Raw genomic sequence first — 24,035 nt, 5'->3', positions numbered from 1 at the left:
CCGGTCCCATTCCGAACCCGGAAGCTAAGACCTGGCACGGCGATGGTACTGCACCCGGGAGGGTGTGGGAGAGTAGCACGCCGCCGCATTCATCGTTAGGGGGAGGCCCCGTGGCTCACGCCACGGGGCCTTTCCCGTTACCGGGCTCTTTCCCGGTCCCCGGAAACCGTCACGACGGTACCGGTGCCCGGTGTGACGGTTCAGGGTCCCGTCCGGCGCCTGTTCCGTCATGACCGGACTGTTGCGACGTTCCCATGGCTTCCGGCACCAACATCAGTACCGAGATAACGTGTTGGAATGTCCTACCGTTGTTGCTGCCAGGCTTCGAGAAGCATGCGATTACGGTCGGTATTGACGTCGAAGGTGTCGTCGAGACGTTCCCGGTAGATCTCGCACAATTCATCACGACGATTCTGCATTTCATAAATGGCCTCGCGAAGGCTTTCCCATTCGTACGGCACCAATTCCTCAGGAAACATCAGCGTCGCCTGATTGGGGCTATCACGCTCCACCAAATCAATGAAGTCAAGCAAGTCGTCCCAACGTTCGGCTGCCCACAATCGGGCGGCATACGCATCCGCAAGAGGCTCGGTTGTATGGTGCTCAAACAGGAAACGATCGGCTCCAGCGGCGTCGCCGCTCACACGCATCAAATCGTGACGCAAAAATTGGATTGACCGTTCAAACTGTGTCCTCACGCTTTCCGCGACTGCACGTGGATCCTCCAACATGTCGCCCGCTGCGGAATCGGCATTCAAGTCTGCATTCAAATCTGCGCTCAAGTCAGGCATAGGCCCAATCATTGCAGCCAATTCTTCATCTGAAATATTCATTACGGCGCCGCTGCCAACGTTGCCAGCATCATCGCCCGCAAGGCCGCCAAAAGCGGGGTCGGCAAGCAGTGCATCCATCGTCGCAAGCGCCTTATTCAACGCATCATATGCGAACATGCTCGTATCATCCCATTGCGCAAACGACAGACAGCACGACAGCAATTCGATCATCTGCATCGGATTGAGGCGGAAATCCTCATTGCAGGCAACCTGTGTGATCGTGCGTAATGCGGCCTCGCCGGTCATCGGATCCGCATGACAGGCCACTGAATCCAAGTACAGACGCGTGTTTTGAATCAGTTCTTTCAAATAATCGAAGCCCTCATTGTCGCGGTCGGCGACATTACCAACGAATTTCGCGGTCAAGGCAATGGCCGTCGCCAAATTTGCGGCCGCTTCCGTCCAACGCGTGCTCATCAGCGCATTGCCGACGACGGCGTCCACGCCGGATAACGCCTGTGAATCCATATGAAATGTCGGCATGTCGATACGCGGCATTTCCACGCCGTCTTCGGTTCGTACAGCCGTCGGCACAATGGACGTCATCGAATCGAAATACCATTGCATGGGCAGACGAATCACCATTTCGGCATCGTGCGGGGAAGCAACAGGCATGTCCTGCCGGTCTGCGTTCGTCTGTTCGGATGTTTCGCGAATCAGATGATGCCATAGGAACGTCGGACCATCGAATTCACAGGATGCCAGCCAGCCATTATTGATGAAATCATTCAAATCATCGAATTCTTGGCGCAGATTCACATGTTGCATATTGTCTGTCATGAGGTTCCCGACTGATTGTGAAATTGATGGCTGTGGATTGATGCTTCTGTCGATATTTCGGATGTCTCCAACATCATTGCGGATTCATTGTATACGTGGATGCATATATGCCATATACGCCGGCAGGGGATTGCGAATACGCAAATACAGAGCGGCCTCATGACGGTGAACCATCGGAACCGTCATGAGGCCGCTCTGTCCGGGGCGTCGATCCGAGGATCCGGGAACCGCGCATCTGCGAATCCCGGAATTCGCGATCACTCGAACGGGTAACGCATGCCCCAGGTGTCGCGAATCGAATCCATCAGACGCATAATGCGCATCGTGTCGGCATGAGGCATCTCTTCGCATTCAAGACGGCCATCAAGAATCGCGTTCGCAGCGGAGGCGACTTCATATTCGTAGCCGGTCAGCTGTTCCGGCACATCGTAATGTGCGACGACCTGATGATTGACGTCATACACGTCAATCGCTTCGACGTTATTGATGTTCTGGCAGGCGATATAGCCCTTCGGACCGTAAATAAAGCCGTAACGGTCCGATGCGTTCATCATCGAGCTGTAAGCGACGGCGGTCGTGCCGTCCTCATAGTAGAACGTCATGTTGTTCTGCGCGTCCACGCCGGTTTCATACGGAATCATTGACGTTGCGAAATGGTCGAGCTTGCGGTTTTCCAACACCATGTCGATGAAATTGATCGGGTACACGCCGACGTCAAGCAGAGCGCCGCCAGCCAGCTCAGGATCATACATGCGCTGCTTCTTCCACACCGGATAGCACAGATTTGCGTTAACGGCCTGGACTTCGCCGATCACGCCGGAAGCGACAAGATCGTTGATTATCCTGCGCGACGGCATATAACGCGTCCAAATGGCCTCGGTGCACAACAAACCGGTTTCATGCGCGACCTTCAGCAGCTCTTCGGCCTGCTTGGCGTTACCGGTGAACGATTTCTCAACCAGAACATTCTTGCCGGCCTTCAAGCAGGCGATGCCTTGTTCGGCATGCATGGAGTGAGGGGTGGCGATGTACACGAGATCCACGTTCGGATCGGCCATCAACTCATCATAGGAGCCGTAGGACACCGGAATATTGTATTGTGCGGCAAAGGCTTCGGCGCGCTCGCCGTCGCGGGCGGCGACGGCGTATAACGCCACCAGATTCTCATAGCGTGGGTCGGCTTCCATCTTGACCAGCGTTTGCGCCATCAGATGGGCGATGCCGCCGGCGCCCAGAATCGCGACGTTGACTTTGAGACCGTCGCGTTCGGCCTCGGCACGCTTGCCGTTCAGTCTGCTCATGCGTTCCTCCTTGCGTCTGCTCTTCCACAGTATGTTTCACATAATGTTTCACATATGATGCCGCGTGAAGAGCGTATATACGTGATTATCAGATTACGCGCATCGGCGCCGGGCGCAAACGCATCGGCTGTGCTTCGGCCGTCGTTTGCGGCGACATAGGGCGACATATGGCATCGCATGGCGTATTGCGATGTCATCGCCTATCATGATGTCATCATGACGGTAAGGAACGGACAGGACGCGACGAGCAAATACGAGCGCGGTACGCGCAGCTACACGATGTCGCGCATTCGCGGCAAAGACACCTCCATCGAAATGATGGTGCGACGTTACTTGTTTTCGCGAGGATTGCGGTTCCGTAAGAACGACAAGCGGTACCCGGGGCATCCTGATGTGACGCTGCCGAAATATCATACGGTTGTGTTCGTCAATGGATGCTTTTGGCATATGCATGAAGGTTGCTCGAAACACTCCATGCCGAAGTCGAACGTCGAATTCTGGAGCGCGAAATTAATGCGTAACCATGATCGCGACATTCGACAGCATGCCGAATTGGAGGCGATGGGCTGGCGCGTAATCGTCGTATGGGAATGTGAACTCGCTAAAGCGACGCGCCAGGATCGTCTGGAACGCCTTTACCATCAGATCGTCGACACTGATACGTCCACCCGCGACTGAATGCGGAGGATGTGGGCAGTGTGGCCTCCGCAAACCGTCGCGAATGGGCTGTTTTGCGATGGAACGGGGAGGTCAGGTGTGGTGTGGCCTCCGCAAACCGTCGCAAACAGGCATCTTCGCGACTGAATGCGGAGGGCGCAGACGTTGTGACCTCCCCATTCAGTCGCAGCCGGTCGCATCTCCGACGGTTTTCGGAGGCCAGGTGCGGTGTGGTCTTTGCATTCAGTCACAAACCACGTGCCTCCGCACGTGCCCCGCGTCCCTACGCCTTAAGCGCTTCAAGTTGCTGCTTTGCTTTGTGGAGTTTGGCGAAGATTTCGTTACGCTGTTCCGTGCTTTTCGCGCGCTGATGATTCGCGGTGAGTTTGGCGATTTCCGCTTCCAACTTGCTGATTTGCATGCTGCGTGTGATGCGGGCATCCAAATTGGCCGGATCTGCATAGTCGACGCCGAAAATGATTTGAGAACAGAAGGATTCCCATAAATCATCAATACTGGCGATTGCACCCTGATTGCTGGTATCGCCCGCGGCGTCACAGGCAACACCAGCGGCACCGTCACCAGCCTCACCAACCGCATCCAAATCCGGGAATCGCAGCATCGCTTCAGATGCGGGCTTCCATGCAGATGTGAAAATCGTATATGTCGGCGTGTGTCCGGGGCGGCAGGGGAGCGCACGTCGTACGGCGAACGTGCATTCTTCCATGCCGTTAATAATATTGCCTTCCGCGTCACGGGCATCACGAACACAAACAAATATGATGCCGGATTTACGCTGCATCGCAATCAATTCAATGATTTCGCGCGGAATTTGCGAGGATTCAGCAGACAAACGCAATCCGATAATAAGAATTTCAGGAATACGTTTTCCGTTTTGCAGTCCGGTATTTGCAGGACGCAGCAGCGATAGCATAGTGATGCTGCTGATGTCATAGGTGAGATGTTGCTTGATTTTGGCGGAAACGGGTATTTTTGCGACGAATAATCCTTTCGGCAGCGTTGCCTTTTGAGCAGGAACCGAGGTTGCTGCAGGCAGGGACATGGTCAGCGCATTCACGGATCCGCATGAAGCAATGGTCATCGTCGACTTCCTTCCACCAGTATCGGTTTTGCTTCGCACTGTAATCAATATGGAAAGCAAAGTCCAGCATTATAAAGCTGCGGCAATAAAAATTACGAATGCAATTGTTCTTTGCTGGGGGTCTCATAGCCTTCCGGCTCCAATTGGAATGTGGTATGAGGCACGGAAACGGGAAAATGTTCACGCAGACAATCCTGCAGACAAGCGAGAATCTGCGCCGCTTCCTCCATATTCAATCCACGCTCCACCACAATATGGGCGGTCAAAATCGGCATTCCTGTCGATACAGTGCTTGCATGCAAATCATGAACGGCAATCACATGCTCAACCGATTCCAAATGCGCGCGCACTTCATCCAAATTCAAGCCTTCCGGCGTCTGCTCCAACAGCACTCGCATAGCCTGAATAAGTAAATGAATTGCGCGAGGAATCATGAGCAAAGCAATCAGGCCGCCAGCGATGGCGTCAAATCCTTGCCAGCCTGTCAACATCATTACACTTGCGGAAATGACGACGGCAACCGATCCGAGCGCATCGTTCAACACTTCCAAAAAGGCGGCGCGCATGTTCATATTGTCATGAGACTGCGCGGACAACACAAGAATCGAAATAATATTTGCGGCAAGACCGAGAATACCGAAAAACAGCAGCAGATTCGGGCTGTGGATATCATTGCCAGGATGATTGGTGAATAGACGCGCCACCGCTTCGATAAGCGCATAAATGCCGACCATTAGCAATACCAGCGCGCCTCCGGCAGCGGTAATGACTTCCAATCTGGCCCAGCCCCATGTGCGTGTGGTGTTTGGCTTGCGCCGCATCAGAATCGCGGTGATGGCGGAGGCGGCCAATACGGACATGTCAGTCATCATGTGACCGGCGTCGACCAGCAACGCCAACGATTCTGTGACAACGGCGCCAATGACCTCAGCCAAAAAGACGGTGACGGTTGCACATAACGTAAGCAGCAGTCGGTTTTGATGCTCCTTGCCGGTTTGCGTTGCGGTTGCATTGTGATTGTGCGTCATTGTGTTTTCGCCTTCTTTGTGTACCGCGTCTAAGCTGATGAACGACTCCGACTATATCCCGCAAAATGCTGAAACATCAACGTTGTCAATCTGCCGGCTGAATGTTTGGCGGGGCTCGTGGAATTGTTCGGTTTTATGTCGGACTCGTCATGGGAGATGGTTTGGTTTGCTCCGGTTTGTGCCGCAAGATAGACGACGGCGACGTAAGAATGGGAAGCGTGAACGGAATCAGCGGCGGGAAGAGGAGAGGATGAAGGAAAAGAAAAGTGCCCGAGACGCGATTCGAACGCGCGACACCCGCTTTAGGAGAGCGGTGCTCTATCCACTGAGCTACCCGGGCAACGACGTTTTATTGTACACGCTTTTGTATGTTCTCCGCCATTCGCGTCGTGTCGATTCCGTGCATAAGTCTCCGTGAGCCCTGTGGATTCACGCTTTCGTCAAACGAAATGCGCTATGGTAGGGGGCTTATCGGCAACTTCAATCGTATGAAAGGCGGGCGTGATGTCGAGAGCAGCATCCGCGGCGAGAAAGGCGGCTTCACCTGCCGCACAAGGGCGAAAGTCTGGAGCGGGCCGTAAACGTCACCGTATTGCCGGCGCACTTGCGGGAATCTTCGGACTTACCGCGCTGCTGTGCACATTGTGCCGTGCGCTGCCGTCTGAATTGCAAGCGTTACCATACATTCCGATTATTGTGTCGGCGACGCCTTGGTTTACGCTTTTGTCGGCTGCCGCTCTGATTTTGGCGTTCGTTTCACGCCGCTGGTTTATCGCGTTGACGGCGATTCTGGCGATTGGCTTGCAAGCATGGTGGCAGTATCCGTTTTTCGCCATGCAAGATCAACTTTCGGATGAGGCGATTGCCGCAGTGGGCGGCGCGTCCGCGAATACGGGCGATTCGTATGCGCGCGTGATGACCTGCAATGTGTATCGTGGCGCGGCCGATGCACAGTCGATCGTCGACGCTGTGCGTGATGAGCGCGTGGAAGTGCTGGCATTGCAGGAAACTTCCGACGAGTTTATTGATGCGTTGAATGCTGCTGGAATCGGCGATTATCTGCCATATGCGCAAGTGTCGAGTTCAGACGGCGTGTATGGCAACGGGATTTGGTCGGCGACGCCGTTGTCTGACCCGTCGGATGATGACGTCGATTCAAGCGCGTCCTTTATGCCGGGCGGTACGGTCGCGTTCGAAGATGGCACGAAGCCTGTGCGTTTTGTGTCGGTGCATACGACGGCGCCGGTGCCGGGGTATTGGAAACAATGGAAGCATTCGCTGGATGAGCTGGCGCGGATGCGTTCCGATACGAGTACGCGATACGTGTTTATGGGCGATTTCAATGCGACGGATGACCACACGCCGTTTCGCATGTTCTTGGGAGATCGTTTTCAGGATGCTGCGAAGGCGTCGGCGCATGGTTTCGCTTTTACTTGGCCGGCCGATCGTGCTTGGACGCCCGCTTTTGCCGGCATCGATCATGTGGTGATTGATCAGGGCATGCAAGCCGGACAGACGAAAACATTGGAGATTCCTGGCTCTGATCATAAGGCGTTGCTGACGACGGTCGCAGTGTGACTGGGGCGACAATAAAAAATATGAGGAAACAAGAAAGAGGACGGCATCTTCGTAGGGTTGCCGTCCTCTTTGTGCGAGGTCGCCTCCTGTAGAATGCTGCAAAGCGTTGAGCCAAGATTAGTTCAAGTTGATCGGACCATTCGGACCATTCGAACCAGTCATAACCTCAGTCGAACCAGGTGCAACCAGTGAAACCGGTTGAGCCGGTCGAACCAATTAAGCCGATCAAACCGGTTATGCGATGCAAGTTGGGTCGGACTGTGAATCAGTCGAGATTCGACTGGGTCCCTGCGGTTTCTGCGGCGCCAGCCTGTTCGGCTTGCGCCGCGTCAAGCTTGGCCCGCACTTCGCCCAGCAGTGACTGCGCGCGCTTGGCGAGGGCTTCGCCGATTTCCCATTGACGCATCGACTGGTCGAGATTCAGTCCGCCGGCCTCCAACGCCTGCACGGCCTGAATGAGCTTGTCGCGAGCCTCCTCGTACGGCATCTGTGCGATGGCTTCACGCTCTTTGTCGGTCAGGCTGGATGCTGCGGTGGTTTCGGTGTTGTCTGCCATGATGTTTCCTTTGTTGTGCTGCTGCTTATATGTTGTACGTATTTGATTATTTGCCTTGTCGAGCTTTTTCGTCATATCAGTACGGATATGACATTTTTCGGCTGACTGCAGTTCATGCGGCTTGTGTTCACTGTTATGCATCCACTGTTATGCGTCTACGTTTTTCGCTTCCGCGACGATGACGCCACGCTTCAGCGTGACGGTGATGCTGTCGCCGGCTTCGATTGCGCCGGCGTCATCCAATACGTGCCCGTCGGCGGTTTGCACGACGGCGTAGCCGCGGTTCAATGTCGACTGCGGGCTGAGCGCGGTCAGTGATGCATGTGATTTTTCAATGGTCAGGGCGGCGTCGTCAAGAATGCGCGTCAGGCCGATGCGCATTCGCTGGATGGAATCGTCGATAAGTCGCTGATGCGGCTCCAACATGGTGTGCGGCTGCGTGAGGCTGGGGCGATTCGCGTAGCCTTCGATAAGTCGGGTTTCGTTGCTGACTCGAGCGTCGATGCGCATACGCATGCGCTGGAGAGCATTATCGACCAGTTGCTGTTGTTCGCGCACGTCGGGCACGACTTTTTTGGCGGCATCCGTTGGCGTGGATGCGCGCAGGTCGGCGGCCAGATCGATAAGCGTCCAGTCGTCTTCGTGTCCGATGGCGGAAATGATTGGCGTTTCGCATGCGGCCGTAGCGCGTACGACGCCTTCGTCGGAGAATCCGATGAGATCCTCGAAGGCGCCGCCGCCGCGTGCCACGATGATAACGTCGACGTCGGGATCGGCATCCATTGTTTGGATTGCTTTGATGACGTCGCCCGGGCACTGTTCGCCTTGTACGTGAACGTGCATGATTTTGAAATTGACAACTGGCCAGCGCAGTCGTACGTTGGTGACGACGTCGCCTTCGGCGCGGGCTTGCGGCGCGCAGATAAGGCCGATGCATTTGGGGAATTCCGGCAATGGGATTTTGTTTTCCGTGTCGAACAGGCCTTCGCCCTTGAGCTTTTTGCGCAGTTCGTCGATCATTTCTTTCAGACTGCCGCCTCCGCCGGCACGTACGATGACATCGCCGCGCAACGATAGGGAAGTGCGTTTCATCCATAGATTCGGTTTGCCGTGGATGACGACGCGGTCGCCTTGGACGAAGTGCGTAGCGGTTGCTGCGAATTGGCCGAAGCCATTGACTTCCATGGCGATGTCTTGGAAGTCGTCACGTAGCGTGATGTATGCGGAGCCTGCACGTCGTGTGTTGATCTGGGTGATCTGGCCTTCAACCCACACGGAAGGCCAGCGTTCCACGGCGTTGTAGAACTTTTCGCTCAGTAGACTGACCGGCCATGGATTATCCACGGTGGTTTCGCCTGCCATGCGAGGTAGTTGGTCAAGGGGCTTTGGCACTGTATTCATGCATTCCAGATTCTCCCACGAGACGGACAAGAAGTTGCGCGGCAAGGTTGTGGGATAACGATTGTCGGTGGAACGTCAAACGACTCGCCGAAGCTTGCTTTTGTGGTGTAGCTCACATAATTATTTTTTGGCGAAATCAAGCCGAAAACACCATATGTAGTTTCTTTTCGGCGTGGCGACCCTAAATATAGTGGGGTGGCTGGCGTACAGTACGCTAAGAAGCTCGGTGCGGCATCGTGGTGACGATGCCGCACCGAGTGATGAGACGAGGAAAATATATCGGTCGGACGTTGCGACATTCGGCCCGGAAAGGAAACGAAATGGACACTCTGGTTCTGGATGAAGCTAGTGTCGACATCGCCTCTGGCAAGGTGATGGTCGAGAAGCGTGACGGCCGTATTGTCGATTTCGATCCGATCAACATCATCAACGCAGTCAAGTCCGCTTTCGCCGATCTTGACAAGAAGGTCGGTCCGGAAGAAGAGCGCATGATCCGCGAGCTTGCCGACCAGGTGGAAGGCGAGATACGCGAACGTTACAACGGACCGGCCAAAATCGAAGACATTCAGAATCTTGTGGAGCATGGCCTGATTGACAATCACCTGTATGAGGTCGCCCGCACCTACACCAACTATCGTCTGAACAAAGACATCGAACGCGCCAAGGCCACCGATATCAACGAAGCGGTGAGCCGACTGATCAACCGTGATGAATCCCTCGTGCGCGAAAACGCCAACAAGGATTCCAACGTGTACGCCACGCAGCGCGATTTGCTAGCCGGCGCCGTGTCAAAGGCGTCCGCCTTCTCCATGCTGCCGGAGGTCGTGTCCAACGCCCACATGAAGGGCGACATTCACTTCCACGACGCCGATTATTCGCCGTTCACTTCCATGAACAACTGTTCGCTGCCTGATTTCGGTGACATGTTGAAGCACGGTTTTGCATTGGGCAATGCGATGATGGACTCCCCGAAGTCCATCGGCACTGCCTCCACGCAGATCACTCAGATCATCAAGGATATTGCCGGCGCCCAGTATGGCGGACAGACCGTGAACCGCGCCGACGAAATGCTTGAAGAGTATGCCAAGCGCGACTATGTGAAGAACATGGACATGGCCCATGCCATGATTCCGGATTCCACGCCGGTCGAAGTGGCCGAAGCCATGGTGAGCGGGCTGAAGGCCCAGGAGCCGCGTTGGCTGCATTTCGAAAACCGTGATCCGCTGCCGGCGGACGAGCCGTTCGACGAGAATCTGCCGGAATTGGAGCAGCTTCGCGAGGTTTATGCGAAGATCATGACCCGCAAGGCCATCTACGATGCCATGCAGACCATGGAATACCAGATTAACTCCAACCGTGTGTCCAACGGCCAGACCCCGTTCGTCACCGTTGGCTTCGGCTTGGGCACCAGCTGGTTCGCCCGCGAAATCCAGCGTGCCATTCTGCTCAACCGTATTCGTGGTCTGGGTAAGGACCGTCACACCGCCATCTTCCCGAAGCTGGTGTTCACCATCAAGCATGGCGTCAACGCCGATCCGGGTGACCCGAACTACGATCTGAAGCAGCTTGCACTCGAATGCGCCACCAAGCGCATGTATCCGGATGTCGTGTTCTACGACAACATCGTCAAGATCACCGGCAGCTTTAAGGCTCCGATGGGCTGCCGCTCCTTCCTGCAGGGCTGGATTGATCCGAAGACCGGCGAGGACGTTGAAGACGGTCGTATGAACCTCGGCGTCGTCACCGTGAACGTGCCGCGCATCGCGCTGGAATCCCACGGCGACAAGGACCGTTTCTGGCGAATCTTCGAAGAGCGCATGGAAATCGCCCATCAGGCGCTGCAGTTCCGTATCATGCGCTGCAAACAGGCTACCCCGGTCAATGCCCCGACTCTGTTCCGTTACGGTGCGTTCGGCCGTCTCGGTGCCAACGAGAACGTCGACCAGCTGTTCCGCAACGAGCGTGCCACTGTGTCGCTGGGCTATATCGGCTTGTACGAGACGACCGCCGTGTTCTACGGCAAGGATTGGATGCGCGACCACAGCTGGGATGAGGACGGCAAGGAATTCGCCCTGTCTATCGTCAAACGCATGAACGAGCTGTGCAAGGAATGGAGCAAGGCCGAAGGCTACCACTATTCCGTGTACTCCACCCCGGCCGAATCCCTCACAGACCGCTTCAACCGCATGGATCACGAGAAGTTCGGCGAAGTCGAAGGCGTCACCGACCACGACTTCTACACCAACTCCTTCCACTACCCGGTGTGGCTGCAGCCGACCCCGATGGAGAAGCTCGACTACGAGAAGGACTTCCCGTACTACGCGTCCGGCGGCTTCATCAACTACTGCGAATTCCCGTGCCTGCAGGCCAACCCGAAGGCGTTGGAAGCAGTGTGGGATTACGCGTACGGCATCGGCATCGGCTACCTGGGCACCAATACGCCGATTGACCACTGCTTCGTCTGCGGCTTCCAAGGCGACTTCGAACCAACCGACGAAGGCTTCAAGTGCCCCGAATGCGGCAATGCCGATCCGGACAAGTGCAACGTGACCAAGCGCACCTGCGGCTACTTGGGCAATCCGGTGCAGCGCCCGATGGTGCACGGTCGTCACGAGGAAATCGCGCACCGCGTCAAGCATATGGCCGGCGAGACCGGTCATGTGACGCTGTCCGACGGCGAGACCCGCGAATGGTTCGCCGAAACCAAGTGACAGCCGAACATACCGTAATACGCAACAATTGAGGGCGGACGCCTGCAAGCCTCTCGTTGTCCCATCAGGACACGAAAGACGCCTGCAAGGCGGCCGCCCTCAACGTTGACAATTTTCAGGATTTTTCGTGCCACCAGCCGCGCTGCCACGACAAAACGCCCCTGCGCGATGTGATTGCTGCACGTGGACGGCATCAGAATCTGCTCGTCGACATCAGACGTGATCCCGATGTCGTATTCCGCACTCTCCTTCAGCCAGTCAATCAGCGTCTGAATATCTCCGTCGGAAAGGTCACCGACGGCGTTGTAGTAGCGAAAACCATCCTCGTCGACATTCAATATCCGCGTCTTCACCACGGCGAAGACCTGATAGGTCCGGCGCTCGCCGCCGGTGTAGATGTTGAGTTCGGAATGGGTCTGCCAGAAATCCTGCTGTCGGTAATAGTCAGGGGATCCGAACATGGTTCCGTCGAGCGTGTCATGCCCGTAGATGATGAAATAGTCGATGCCGTAAGCCGCCATTGGGCTTACGGCATCGCGTCCAACGTCAGCGCGGACACCAACAATGTGAGCGTCTTGCGTCTTGTCTTTTCCATTTTGAGTCACCTCAATAAAAATCGTGCTGTTGTAGAAATCCCGGCATCATTGCCTGTATCTCCTGAAAGTTGAAGAGACGCTCCCCGTTGAAAATGATACGGAAGCGTATCCTCAATCTCGAAGCGTAGATAAGACGGACAGAACGGCCCTGTTTGCGTCTTTACAGAGTGACGCCATTCTTACTTACTTTGATATGCCAAAATATCAGCAATTCAACTGCCTCTGTCGAGTGTTCCTTGCTATAAGTTGTCGTATTTATATAGCGCATTTTAAAAATATTTCGATTTTTTAGGCATGTTTTAAATCAGATATTTATATAGGAAATGGTTAATGATTTTCTTTTTTATTGAAGACGTAAATCGGGTATGCTAATTCAGCTATAATTTGCCGTAGTCGAAGTTGCTATTTTCGTGGAATCGTTTGTAAAAGGGGAAGACCATGGCATTGTCGATGACCATTCGTGATTTTGCGCGGGGCGAAGAAGGACGCGGCCCGTCTGTGCCAAGTGGATTGTGCAATGATCCGCGTGCCGGGCAGTGGGATAACCGCATGAGCCACAACATGATCGCCGACTACAAGCGGTTCCTCATGACCGATGGCGAAGGCATCCGATGCTCGCTGTATGTTTCCGGATGCCCATTCCATTGCGAAGGCTGTTTTAATTCGTCCATCTGGGATTTTCGTGCCGGTCACGAATACGATGACGCGCTTGAAGCGCGAATCATGGATGATCTAAGCCAAAGTTTCGTGCAAGGCATCACCTTCCTTGGTGGCGAACCCATGCTCAATACTGGCGTGCTGCTGCCGCTCGCGCGCAAAATTCGCGAACGATTCGGCCACAGCAAAGACATTTGGTGCTGGACGGGCTACACATGGGAAGAGCTGATGCGCGAAGGGGAGACGCAAGACAAGCTCGACCTGCTGCAGGTGATTGACGTGCTCGTCGACGGTCGGTATATCAAAACATTGCATGATTCGCTGCTGCAATTCCGCGGCAGCTCCAACCAGCGCATCATCGACGTGCAAAAATCATTGGAAGCCGATAAGCCCGTCATTTGGGGGCGTCTGCACGATCAGGAACGATTCATTCCGGAAATCTACGGCAATGAGCGCGCCGCCGGTGAAGGCGCCGCCAGCTGACATACCACGATATCGGACTTCCATGCGGCATTGAATGGCATATAAAACTGTGATATTTCACCCTTCGCCATATTCTCGCTATGCGGGGAATTCCTGACAAGGTCGGGTCCTGTGACGGGACTTAGGACTACATTACGGTATGGGCAGCCGGGCGAAGCGGAGCAATACGCGCCATATGATCACGTGTTCCGTCCCGGAAAAGAGATGATAGAGGTTTGTGCATGAGCGACGCAGTTCATACCGTGGCAGCAAGCTACGATACGAAGCCGTTACGTGTAGGTCTTGACATTGGTTCGACCACCGTCAAAGCAGTGGTCCTCGACCAGACGGATTCTCTGAACGATGTACTGTTCTGTGACTACCGCCGTCACCATGCCAACGTTCGCGCAACCGTCGAAGGCCTGCTCAAAGACATTCATGCCGAACTGGAATCGCGCGGCCGCGGCGAACAGCCGATTCGTCTCGCTATCACCGGTTCCGGTGGTCTTGCACTCGCCGACAGCATTCATGTACCGTTCGTGCAGGAGGTCATCGCCGAAACCCGTGCTATCGACCAGGAATACCCGCAGGCCGACGTCATCATCGAACTTGGCGGCGAAGACGCCAAAATCACGTATTTGAAGCCGACGCCGGAACAGCGTATGAACGGATCATGCGCAGGCGGCACCGGCGCGTTCATCGATCAGATGGCAACGCTGCTCGACACTGATGCTTCCGGCCTGAACGATATGGCCAAGCAGTATCAGACGCTGTATCCAATCGCGTCACGCTGCGGCGTTTTCGCGAAAACCGATCTGCAGCCGCTTATCAACGACGGTGCCGCCAAGCCTGATCTGGCCGCATCCATCTTCACCGCCGTCGCAACACAAACCATTGCAGGCCTCGCATCAGGACGCCCCATCCACGGCACCGTCATCTTCCTCGGTGGTCCGCTGTTCTTCATGTCCGAATTGCGTGAGGCCTTCCATCGTGCGCTTGAAGGCAAGGTCGACGAATTCATCGTCCCTACCGACGCGCACCTGTATGTCGCATACGGCGCTGCCCTGATCGCCGGCGAGCCGGACGGCATCGACATCGACGGCGAACACTTCGGACCGCGCCCCTGCGCCAGCATTCTCGCCGATCTCGAAAATCTCAACAATCTGCCGGCCAATACCGCTTCCATGCCGCCGCTGTTCCCCACCGAATCCGACCGCGAAGCGTTCAACGAGCGTCATCATCGCGAACACGTGCATATCGGCACGCTGGAAGGTGCGCGCGGCCCCCACTTCCTCGGCATCGACGCAGGCTCCACCACCATCAAGGCGACACTGGTCAACGACGATAGGGAAATCGTCTGGTCCAGCTACGCCACCAATGAAGGCAGCCCACTGACCGCCGCCGTCAACATCGTCAAGCGCATCCAAAACGAACTGCCTGCCGGCGCATATATCGCACGATCGTGCGCAACCGGCTACGGCGAAGGCCTCATCACCACAGGCCTGCACTTGGATGAAGGCGTCGTCGAAACGATGGCGCACTACCGCGGCGCCGAAATGGTAAGCCCCGGCGTCACTGCCGTCATCGACATCGGTGGGCAGGACATGAAGTATCTGGCCATCACCGACGGTGTCATCGATTCAATCGCCGTCAACGAAGCCTGCTCGTCCGGCTGCGGCTCCTTCCTGCAGACCTTTGCGCAATCCATGGGTCTGACCATTGAAGAATTCACGCAGGCCGCCTTGAATTCGACGCATCCGGTCGACTTGGGCTCGCGTTGTACGGTGTTCATGAACTCCTCCGTCAAGCAGGCGCAGAAGGAAGGTGCGACGATGGAAGATATCGCCGCAGGCCTATGCTATTCCGTCGTGCGCAACGCCTTGTATAAGGTCATCAAATTGCGTGATTCCGGCGAACTCGGCGATACCGTCGTCGTGCAGGGCGGCACCTTCCTCAACGATGCCGTGCTGCGCGCCTTCGAACTGCTGACCGAACGCGAAGTGACCCGCCCGAATATTGCAGGCCTGATGGGCGCGTATGGCGCCGCCTTGACGGCCCGCATGCATTATGACGATATCGCTGATGATACCGTCGTCGATGCGGATGGCAATGGTGCTGCTACCGGTGCTGCCGACAGCGCCGCCCGCACCGTCGTCGTTGATGGTGTTTCGCATACGGTTTCGAATATTCTTTCCGGCGAAGAGCTTGACAATCTGTCGATGACGTCCGAACGCGACGTGTGCAAGCTGTGTCAGAACCACTGCAAGCTGACCATCACCACCTTCCAGGATGGCTCCCGCTATGTGACGGGCAACCGCTGCGAACGCGGCGGCGACGCGAAAAAGCAGCGTTCCGACCGACCAAACCTGTACGACTACAAGTACAAGCGTTGCTTCGCGTATCGCCGACTGACCGACAAGGCCGCGACCCGCGGCGAAATCGGCATTCCGCGCGTGCTCAACATGTACGAGAACTACCCGTTCTGGTTCACTCTGCTCACCAGTCTCGGCTTCAAAGTCGTGATCTCCGGCCGAAGCAGCCACGAACTGTTCGAAACAGGCATCGAATCGATCGCATCCGAAAACATCTGTTACCCGGCCAAGCTTGTGCACGGCCATATCAAATGGCTGCTCAACAAGGGCGTCAAGACGATCTTCTACCCGTGCGTCTCCTATGAGGAGAATCTGGTGGAGAACGCCGACAACCACTACAACTGCCCGGTTGTGGCCAACTACCCGGTCGTCATCGGTGCGAACATGCCCGAACTGCGCGAAGAAGGCATCCGCTACATGCGTCCTTATTTCAACATGGCCAATCATGAGCTTATGGTCGACCGCATCGTTGAGGAATTCGCATGGGCGAACGTCAGCCGCGAAGAGGCTGAACAGGCCGTCAAAGCCGCGTACGCGGAAGACAAGGTGTTCAAGTATGACGTGCAGCAGGAAGGTCTGCGCGCACTGGCGTACATGAAGGAGCACGATTGCCGTGGCATCGTGCTCGCCGGACGCCCATACCATATCGACCCGGAAGTCAACCACGGCATCCCGGAAACCATCTGCTCCCTGGGCATGGTCGTGCTTTCCGAGGACTCCATCTGCGAACTGCAGCCGGGGCAGAAGCTCAACCTGAGCGAATTCCTCTCCGAAGGCGAAAAGGATCCTCGCGCGAAGAACTCCAACGGATTCCGCCACGTCGGCGATCGCAACGTCACCAAGATGCCGCTGCGCGTCACCAACCAGTGGGCGTACCACTCCCGTCTGTATGCGGCCGCCAACTTCGTCGCATCCTATCCGGGCCTCGAATTGGTGCAGCTCAACTCATTCGGCTGCGGACTTGACGCCATCACCACCGACCAGGTCGCCGAAGTCCTCGCCGACAAGGCCGACGTGTACACGCTGCTCAAAATCGACGAAGTCTCCAACCTGGGCGCCGCCAAGATTCGACTGCGCTCGTTGAAGGCAGCTGTCGAAGAACGTGAAGCGAATCGTGTGCGCATCGCCGAATCCAACGCGGACAAAACAGACGCTCGTAAAGCGCAGGTTTCTTCTACGGATACCGCCATCGAAAACGCACAGGCTGAAGTGGATGAGGCCAAGGCGCGCCTCGCTGCCGCCGAAGCCGCCCTCGAACAGGCGCGGCGTGATTCGGATGAGTCGAACGGTTTCCGTAAGACAGGCACCGAAGCGCCGACCCCAGGCCGCCAGGTTTTGCTTGACACCGTCATGCGCAATAATCCGAAGCTGACGGCATCCGTGCAGAATGCCGCACGCCTCGCCGCAGAAAAGGCGGGCTTGCAGGCTGGCGATATTGCCAAGACCGCCGAAAAGACCGTGAAACACAAGGTTTCCGCGCATAACTCGGCCACCATGTCGAAGTATGCGAACAGGGTGCCGTTCGGCAAGTCCATGAAGAAGGATTACACGATCGTCGCTCCGCAGATGAGCCCGATTCACTTCTCGCTCGTGGAATCGGCCATCCGCTCCGCTGGCTACAAATTCGAAATCATCGAGCACGCCAGCCGTAAGGACGTCGAAGTCGGCTTGAAATACGTCAACAACGACGCATGCTATCCGGCCATCATGGTGATCGGCCAGTTGGTGGGTGCGATTCTGGAAGGCAAATACGATCCGGACAAAACCGCGCTTGCCATTACCCAGACCGGCGGCATGTGCCGTGCGACGAACTACTTCGGCCTGATCCGTAAGGCGCTGATCGATGCCGGCTATCCGCAGATTCCGGTGTTGGCGATCTCCACGCAGGGACTGGAAGACAATCCGGGCTTCACGCCGACGCCCGCGCTGCTGCATCGTGCCGTCAAGGCGCTGATCGTCGGCGATCTGCTGATGAAATGCCTGTACCGGGTGCGCCCGTATGAAGCGGAGCCGGGAAGCGCGAACGCACTGTACAAGCAGTGGGATTCCATCGTGCGCGAAACGCTGGAACACCATGGCTTCTCGAAAACCGCTGCGAAGAAGATCGGCAAGGGGTACCTGCCATACGGCACGCTCGTGCACGAAATCGTCAAAAGCTTCGACGCATTGCCGTTGAAGGACATGCCGCGCAAGGTACGGGTCGGCGTCGTCGGCGAGATTCTGGTCAAGTACCATCCGGATGCGAACAATCATGTGGTCGACGTCATCGAATCGCAGGATTGCGAGGCCGTGGTGCCGGGCATCATGGAATTCATGACCACGCGCCCGTACATTTCCGATTGGAACGAGCATTATCTCGGCATGGGCGGCAATCCGCTGACCTACGCCGTGATGCGATGGGGATTGAACCGTTATTTCGCCCCGGTGCGCGATGCTCTGGCCAAATCGAACGGCAAATTCCAGCAGGACGAGCCCATGGAGGAATTGGTCAAGAAGGCCGGCGAAGTGACTTCGATCGGCGTGCAGGCCGGTGAAGGATGGTTGCTGACCGCGGAAATCCTAGAGCTCATCGAACAGGGCTGCCCGAATGTGATCTGCGCACAGCCGTTCGCCTGCCTGCCCAACCATGTGACCGGCCGTGGCATGTTCGGCAAAATCCGCCGCCTGTATCCGCAGGCCAACATCGTCTCGATCGACTACGATCCGGGTGCTTCCGAAGCGAATCAGCTCAACCGCATCAAGCTGATGATCGCCGCCGCGAAGAAGGTGCATAATGCGGGCCTGGATGATGGAACTGGTATGACCGACGAAACCGGCGGTGCCGGATCCTGCTGATTTCGCCTCCAATTTTCGTAAAAACCCTAGGGATTTTACGTTTTAGGGCTTCTGGGTAGCCTGAGAATGTAATTCCCCTAGGGTTTTTACGATGTGAAGGCTTGATGGAGCTGAATCGTAAAATCATATGGTTGTAGCGGATTGAAGGCCTGCAGGATTCTGAACCGTCATATCAGTACGGATATCATGGTTTTCTTTGTTTGGGGGCCGGAAGTGTCACATCAGTACTGATGTGACGGTTTGGACGCGGTAGACTTTCGGGTATGCCGATGAATGAACCTGCCGCCTTGGCCAAACGTGTACGCAAAACGCCCGAAGAGCGACGCCGTGAGATTTTGGGCGCGGCGGTTCGGCTGATTTCCGAACGCGGGTATAACGGCATTTCCATTCAGGACGTCGCCGATGAGGTAGGTATTACGAAGCAGGGGCTGCTGCGGTATGTCCGCAGCAAAGACAACATGCTGGCGATGGTGTATCAGAATAATTACAATGTCGCAGCCACGGTCGAGGAGTTCATGCAGTCCGGTTTGCCGGGCAGCGCTGCCGATGATTTGCGATTCCCTGCGTATCTGCGGTATCTGGTTCATCATAATTCCGGCAGGCGCATGCTGGTGCAGCTGTTTTCCATGCTGCAGGTTGAGTCGTTCAATCCGGCGCATCCGCTGCATGACGAATTTGCGGGGCGCATGGAAAACATTTGGCGATACTATTCGTCGTTCGATTGGCGCATTCCGCCGCAGATCGGCGACTGGGCCGACAATATGCGCCCGATCGTGCGCCGTGCTTTGGAAATTATGGATGGTGTGCAGCTGTGCTGGCTGAGGGATGACGGCGTTGACCTCAATGAGGAGTGGCATGATCTGGAGCCGATGATTTTCCCCTCGCCGGTTTGGGATGATTTTCGCTGAATCTTCGTGTTGCGCTGAGTCTTCTGTGTTAAACTACCGATTGGTAATTAGAATCAATCTTCAGTGAGGAAGGCGAAGACATGCCGGACGAAACCCTGCCATACAAAAATCCCGACCTGCCGGTCGATGATCGCATTGCCGATCTGCTTGGCCGTATGACCTTGGAGGAAAAGGTCGGCCAGATGATGCAGCTCGATGCGCGCAGCGGCGAATTGGAAGATCTGATCGTCAACAGGCATGTCGGTTCGATCCTGCACACCAGTCCGGAAGATCTGCCTCGCGCAGTGGACATGGTCAACACCAAGACGCGTCTGAACATTCCGCTGGTTATCGGCGACGATTGCATTCATGGATACTCGTTCTGGCCGGGTGCCACCATTTTCCCGGAACAGCTCGGCATGGCCGTCAGTTGGGATTCGGAAAAAATCGAAGCCGCAGGTCGTGTGACGGCCGAAGAGGTCTCCTGCACCGGCGTGCATTGGACGTTCTCCCCGGTTCTGTGCATCGCGCGTGACACTCGTTGGGGCCGTGTCGGCGAAACGTTCGGCGAAGACCCGTATCTGATCGGCGAACTCGCATCCTCCATCGTCAAGGGCTATCAGGGTGGGGCCAAGGCCGGCGAACCTCTCGCCAAGGACGCCATTCTCGCCTGTGCCAAGCATTTCGCCGGATATTCCGAAACCCAAGGCGGCCGCGACGCATCCGAAGCGGATCTTTCGCATCGCAAGCTCGAATCCTGGTTCCTGCCGCCATTCGAACGCGTCGCTAAAGAAGGCTGCGGAACCTTCATGCTCGGCTACGAATCCATTGAAGGCGTGCCGGTCACCTTCAATAAGTGGCTTCTGAGCGACAAGCTGCGCGGCGCATGGAACTATCAAGGCACCCTGATCACCGACTGGGACAATGTCGGCCGTTCCGTGTGGGAGCAGAAGATCAAACCCGACTATGTGCATGCCGCTGCCGACGCGGTCAAGGCCGGCAACGACCTGGTGATGACCACGCCGCAATTCTACGAAGGCGCCATCGAGGCGGTAAAGACCGGCCTGCTTGAAGAAAGCCTGATCGATGCCGCCGTCTCCCGCATCCTCGCGCTGAAGTTCCGCCTCGGCCTCTTCGAAGATCCACGCCTGCCTGACGCCGATCGCATCAAGGCCGTCATCGGCTCCGAAGCGCATCGCAGCGTCAACATTGACCTGACCCGCGAATCCGTTGCGCTGCTCGCCAACAATGGTGCACTGCCCTTCAACGCGACGGCCGCCAAGCGCATCGCCGTCGTCGGTCCGCTCGCCGACGATGCGCAGACCCAGCTTGGCGATTGGGCCGGCAACTCCGGACAGGTCAACTGGATGCCGGAAGGCCATCCGCGCAACATGATCACCACCGTGCTCGACGGATTCAAGCAGCTTGTCGGCGATAATGCCGAAGTCACCTACGCCCGCGGCTCCAACATCGTCGATCTCGTGCCCGATCCGGAAGGCGAATTCTACCCGGACGGCCAGCTGCGTCCGCACGTCGCCATTCCGGCGGCCGTCGACCAGAAGCTCATCGACGAAGCGGTCGCCCAGGCCCGTGAATCCGATCTCGTCGTCGCCGTCGTCGGAGACGTCGTCCAGCTCGTCGGCGAAGGCTGCTCCACGGCGACGCTTGACCTGCAGGGTGGCCAGAACGTCATGCTTGACGCGCTTGGCCAGGTCGCCAAGGAAACCGGCAAGCCTCTGGTCGTCGTCCTCATCAGCTCCAAGCCGCAGATTCTGCCCGTATCCGTCATCGGCGAAATGCCGACAGCCGCCAATGTGCGCGCGGACGGCAGCGTCATCGGACGTGGCGCAGGCGCGCTCGCCAGCGCATTGCTGTGGGCTCCGAGCCCGGGCATGGAAGGCGGTCGCGCCATCGCCGAGATCATTCTGGGCATCACCGAGCCGAGCGGACGCCTGCCGATCACGTTCCCGCGTCACGTCGGACAGCTGCCCGTGTACTATAACCAGATTCGTGGCCAGCATGGCAACCGTTACGCCGACCTGACCCAGGATCCGGCGTTCGCGTTCGGCGAAGGTCTGAGCTACACCACTTTCATGTATGGCGAGCCTGAAATCACGAACGGCCCGACCTTCGGCGAAGAAGATACCGTGCATGCGCGCATCGAACTGACCAACACGGGCGACCGGCCGGGCACCGAGGTCGTCCAGGCGTACATCAGCGACGTCGTCACCTCCTACAGCTGGACCGACCGCGAGCTGAAGGCGTTCAAGCGCGTCACGCTGCAGCCGGGGGAGAGCATGACCGTGGAATTCGACATTCCGGTTTCCGCTTGCACGATCGTCGACCCGCAGGCCGACCGCATCGTCGAACCGGGCGAATTCGAACTGCTGATCGGCCATTCGAGCCGTCCTGAAGATCTGAAGGCCGCGACCTTCACCGTCAAGTGAGATTGGTCGTTGCAAAACCGGATGTCGTAAGGCAGGACCTCATGTGATGTTCGCTGATGCCTGCGCATGACCGACGGATGGTGCGACGCACGACCATAAGGCGCATGACTCCCGCGAGTCATGCGCCTTTTCATATACGCATCCGCTAGGATGGGCGCTGTCGAAGACGATATGGTAAAAGCCCGCACTGCGGTGCCGCAGCGCGGCGGGCGATGCGGCATTAAGGAAGATGTGCATGTCAGAACACGATGAAGCGTACAGCGTCGAACAATACCGAATGCTGGAATTGGATTTCCAAGGCCCCACCGGGGGCAACCCCTATGCCGACGTCGAGCTGACGGCGGAATTCACCAGCCGGGCTACGGGCGAGCAAGTGCGTGTGGGCGGCTTCTACCGCGGGCATGGGCGTTATGCAATACGCTTCATGCCGTCCGTAACCGGCGAGTGGACGTACGCCACACGTAGCAACAGCCAGGATTTGAATAGTCAAACCGGAAGCATCACCGTCACACCGGCTGCCGGCAATAATCACGGCAGGGTATTGCTCGCCGGCGACGTACTGCGGGGCGAAGCCCGACGCGCATATGGCGCCGAACTGCGGTACCGCTTCTGCTACGAGGACGGTACGCCATACCAGCCGTATGGCACAACCAGCTATGCATGGGTCAGCCAGCCTGCCGACGTGCAGGAGCGGACGCTGGCAACGCTTGCACGGTCCCCGTTCAACAAAATTCGTATGTGCGTGTTCCCGAAATATTACGATTTCAACACCACCGATCCATGGGCCTATGCATATCAGGGCTCCAAGGAAACAGGCTTCGACCGTACGCGCTTCAATGAGGAATTCTTCACCAATCTGGATCATCGCATCGAACAGCTCGACGAACTGGGAATCGAAGCGGACATCATCTTGCTGCATCCCTACGACCAGGAGGAATGGGGCTTCAGCATGATGAGCGAAGCCGAAGACGACCATTACCTGCGCTACATGGCCCGCCGCTACGGCGCATGCAAAAACGTGTGGTGGTCGTTGGCCAACGAATACGATATCCTGCTTGACCGCAAGCCGCTTGAAGCCTGGCGGCGCTACGCGCGCGTCATTATGGCAAACGACGCGTTCAATCATCTGCGTTCCATCCACAATTGCGTCACCGTATATGACTACAACGAGCCATGGTGCACGCATTGCTCCATGCAACGCACTGAAATGACACGTGTCACGGAGCTTACGGACGAATGGCGCAAGCTGTACGGCAAGCCCGTCGTCTACGACGAGGTCGGGTACGAAGGCAATATTTACTGGGGCTGGGGAAACCTGACCGGCGAGGAAATGACGCGTCGTTGCTGGGAAGGCATGATGCGTGGCGGCTACGTGACGCACGGCGAAACCTTCATAGATCACGGCCCGCAAATTTGGTGGTCGCATGGCGGTGAACTATACGGCGATTCGCCGGATCGCATCGGTTTCATGCGCGGCATATTCGCGGATGCGCCATGCGATGCAGCGCCCTTGGGGGAACAGTGCCCATCGAAATGGACGTGGCCGGTCTCAAATTCGGAAGGCACGGTCATGCCGGCAACGCCAGTGCAAGAGAAAAACGCGCAATATTGGGATATCCCAATATTGCGCGCCGACGGATACCAGTTGGCGTATTTCGGAATTCTGCGTCCCGCCTATCGCGTTTTCACATTGCCTGATGACGGCGAATACACGGTCGATGTGATTGACACATGGAATATGATGGTGGAGACAATGCCCGGCACATACAAAGACCGGGTGCGCGTGCCGTTGGGACTCCAGTATATGGCCGTTCGCATTCGACGCGTGTGAA

The 24,035-nt window shown here is 56.6% G+C and carries 14 protein-coding genes, 1 tRNA gene, 1 rRNA gene and 2 pseudogenes; 10 read left to right on the top strand and 8 right to left on the bottom strand.

Annotated features, from left to right (window positions below; all coding sequences use genetic code 11):
- Positions 1-89, top strand: a 5S ribosomal RNA gene (gene rrf / locus AC1AWD_RS05900); the annotation flags it as partial.
- 213 nt (positions 90-302) lie between these two features.
- On the opposite strand, the gene AC1AWD_RS05895 is transcribed toward rrf, so the two are convergent.
- Together AC1AWD_RS05895 and AC1AWD_RS05890 are read right to left on the bottom strand one after the other, a co-directional pair.
- Positions 303-1,613, bottom strand: coding sequence for a hypothetical protein (locus tag AC1AWD_RS05895; protein WP_476564476.1), 1,311 nt, complete (start codon positions 1,611-1,613; stop codon positions 303-305).
- Between the two features lie 257 nt (positions 1,614-1,870).
- Positions 1,871-2,914 carry a Gfo/Idh/MocA family protein gene (locus tag AC1AWD_RS05890; protein WP_476564474.1) on the bottom strand — a complete coding sequence of 348 codons (1,044 nt, stop codon included), beginning with the start codon at positions 2,912-2,914 and terminating at the stop codon, positions 1,871-1,873.
- A gap of 216 nt (positions 2,915-3,130) precedes the next feature.
- Between AC1AWD_RS05890 and AC1AWD_RS05885 the strand changes: the two genes are divergently transcribed.
- Complete coding sequence (locus AC1AWD_RS05885) at positions 3,131-3,592, top strand: very short patch repair endonuclease (RefSeq protein ID WP_476564646.1); 462 nt, start codon at positions 3,131-3,133, stop codon at positions 3,590-3,592.
- 262 nt (positions 3,593-3,854) lie between these two features.
- Here AC1AWD_RS05885 and AC1AWD_RS05880 read toward each other — a convergent pair whose 3' ends face one another.
- The 3 genes from AC1AWD_RS05880 to AC1AWD_RS05870 all read right to left on the bottom strand — a co-directional run bounded on the left by AC1AWD_RS05880 (position 3,855) and on the right by AC1AWD_RS05870 (position 6,041).
- Positions 3,855-4,673 carry a DUF4391 domain-containing protein gene (locus tag AC1AWD_RS05880; protein ID WP_476564472.1) on the bottom strand — a complete coding sequence of 273 codons (819 nt, stop codon included), beginning with the start codon at positions 4,671-4,673 and terminating at the stop codon, positions 3,855-3,857.
- A gap of 92 nt (positions 4,674-4,765) precedes the next feature.
- Positions 4,766-5,701 (bottom strand): cation diffusion facilitator family transporter, encoded by a 936-nt coding sequence (locus tag AC1AWD_RS05875; RefSeq protein WP_476564470.1) that lies wholly within the window; start codon positions 5,699-5,701, stop codon positions 4,766-4,768.
- Positions 5,702-5,968: 267 nt separating this feature from the next.
- Positions 5,969-6,041 (bottom strand) — tRNA-Arg (locus AC1AWD_RS05870).
- Between the two features lie 164 nt (positions 6,042-6,205).
- Here AC1AWD_RS05870 and AC1AWD_RS05865 point away from each other — a divergent pair.
- Complete coding sequence (locus AC1AWD_RS05865; RefSeq protein WP_476564468.1) at positions 6,206-7,279, top strand: endonuclease/exonuclease/phosphatase family protein; 1,074 nt, start codon at positions 6,206-6,208, stop codon at positions 7,277-7,279.
- A 265-nt stretch (positions 7,280-7,544) separates the two neighbouring features.
- Here the strand turns inward: AC1AWD_RS05865 and AC1AWD_RS05860 are convergent, their stop codons facing one another.
- Both AC1AWD_RS05860 and xseA read right to left on the bottom strand, forming a co-directional pair.
- Positions 7,545-7,835 carry an exodeoxyribonuclease VII small subunit gene (locus AC1AWD_RS05860; protein ID WP_476564467.1) on the bottom strand — a complete coding sequence of 97 codons (291 nt, stop codon included), beginning with the start codon at positions 7,833-7,835 and terminating at the stop codon, positions 7,545-7,547.
- 147 nt (positions 7,836-7,982) lie between these two features.
- On the bottom strand, positions 7,983-9,236 hold the full coding sequence (gene xseA / locus AC1AWD_RS05855) for an exodeoxyribonuclease VII large subunit (RefSeq protein ID WP_476564465.1): 1,254 nt from the start codon (positions 9,234-9,236) through the stop codon (positions 7,983-7,985).
- Positions 9,237-9,556: 320 nt separating this feature from the next.
- Between xseA and nrdD the strand changes: the two genes are divergently transcribed.
- Positions 9,557-11,947, top strand: coding sequence for an anaerobic ribonucleoside-triphosphate reductase (gene nrdD, locus AC1AWD_RS05850; RefSeq protein ID WP_476564463.1), 2,391 nt, complete (start codon positions 9,557-9,559; stop codon positions 11,945-11,947).
- Here the strand turns inward: nrdD and AC1AWD_RS05845 are convergent.
- A complete protein-coding gene (locus AC1AWD_RS05845; RefSeq protein ID WP_476564461.1) occupies positions 11,893-12,552 on the bottom strand; it encodes a class B sortase in 660 nt (219 codons plus the stop codon). The genes nrdD and AC1AWD_RS05845 overlap by 55 nt on opposite strands.
- A gap of 429 nt (positions 12,553-12,981) precedes the next feature.
- Between AC1AWD_RS05845 and nrdG the strand changes: the two genes are divergently transcribed.
- The 6 genes and pseudogenes from nrdG (at position 12,982) to AC1AWD_RS05815 (ending at position 24,034) form a co-directional block, all read left to right on the top strand.
- The gene (nrdG, locus tag AC1AWD_RS05840; RefSeq protein WP_476564459.1) at positions 12,982-13,683 is read left to right on the top strand and encodes an anaerobic ribonucleoside-triphosphate reductase activating protein; all 702 of its coding nucleotides are present in this window, start codon (positions 12,982-12,984) and stop codon (positions 13,681-13,683) included.
- A gap of 221 nt (positions 13,684-13,904) precedes the next feature.
- Positions 13,905-15,770 (top strand): annotated as a pseudogene (locus AC1AWD_RS05835) (acyl-CoA dehydratase activase); the annotation flags it as partial.
- A gap of 39 nt (positions 15,771-15,809) precedes the next feature.
- Positions 15,810-18,869: pseudogene (locus AC1AWD_RS05830) on the top strand (acyl-CoA dehydratase activase-related protein); the annotation flags it as partial.
- A 263-nt stretch (positions 18,870-19,132) separates the two neighbouring features.
- Positions 19,133-19,777 (top strand): TetR/AcrR family transcriptional regulator, encoded by a 645-nt coding sequence (locus AC1AWD_RS05825; RefSeq protein ID WP_476564457.1) that lies wholly within the window; start codon positions 19,133-19,135, stop codon positions 19,775-19,777.
- An 80-nt stretch (positions 19,778-19,857) separates the two neighbouring features.
- A complete protein-coding gene (locus AC1AWD_RS05820; protein WP_476564455.1) occupies positions 19,858-22,203 on the top strand; it encodes a glycoside hydrolase family 3 N-terminal domain-containing protein in 2,346 nt (781 codons plus the stop codon).
- 235 nt (positions 22,204-22,438) lie between these two features.
- Positions 22,439-24,034, top strand: coding sequence for a DUF5605 domain-containing protein (locus AC1AWD_RS05815; RefSeq protein WP_476564454.1), 1,596 nt, complete (start codon positions 22,439-22,441; stop codon positions 24,032-24,034).
- Position 24,035 lies beyond the last annotated feature (1 nt).

The organism is Bifidobacterium sp. LH_512 (assembly GCF_056356435.1).
The sequence above is the reverse complement of the archived record's forward strand: the minus strand, read 5'-3'. Positions and strand labels throughout refer to the sequence as shown.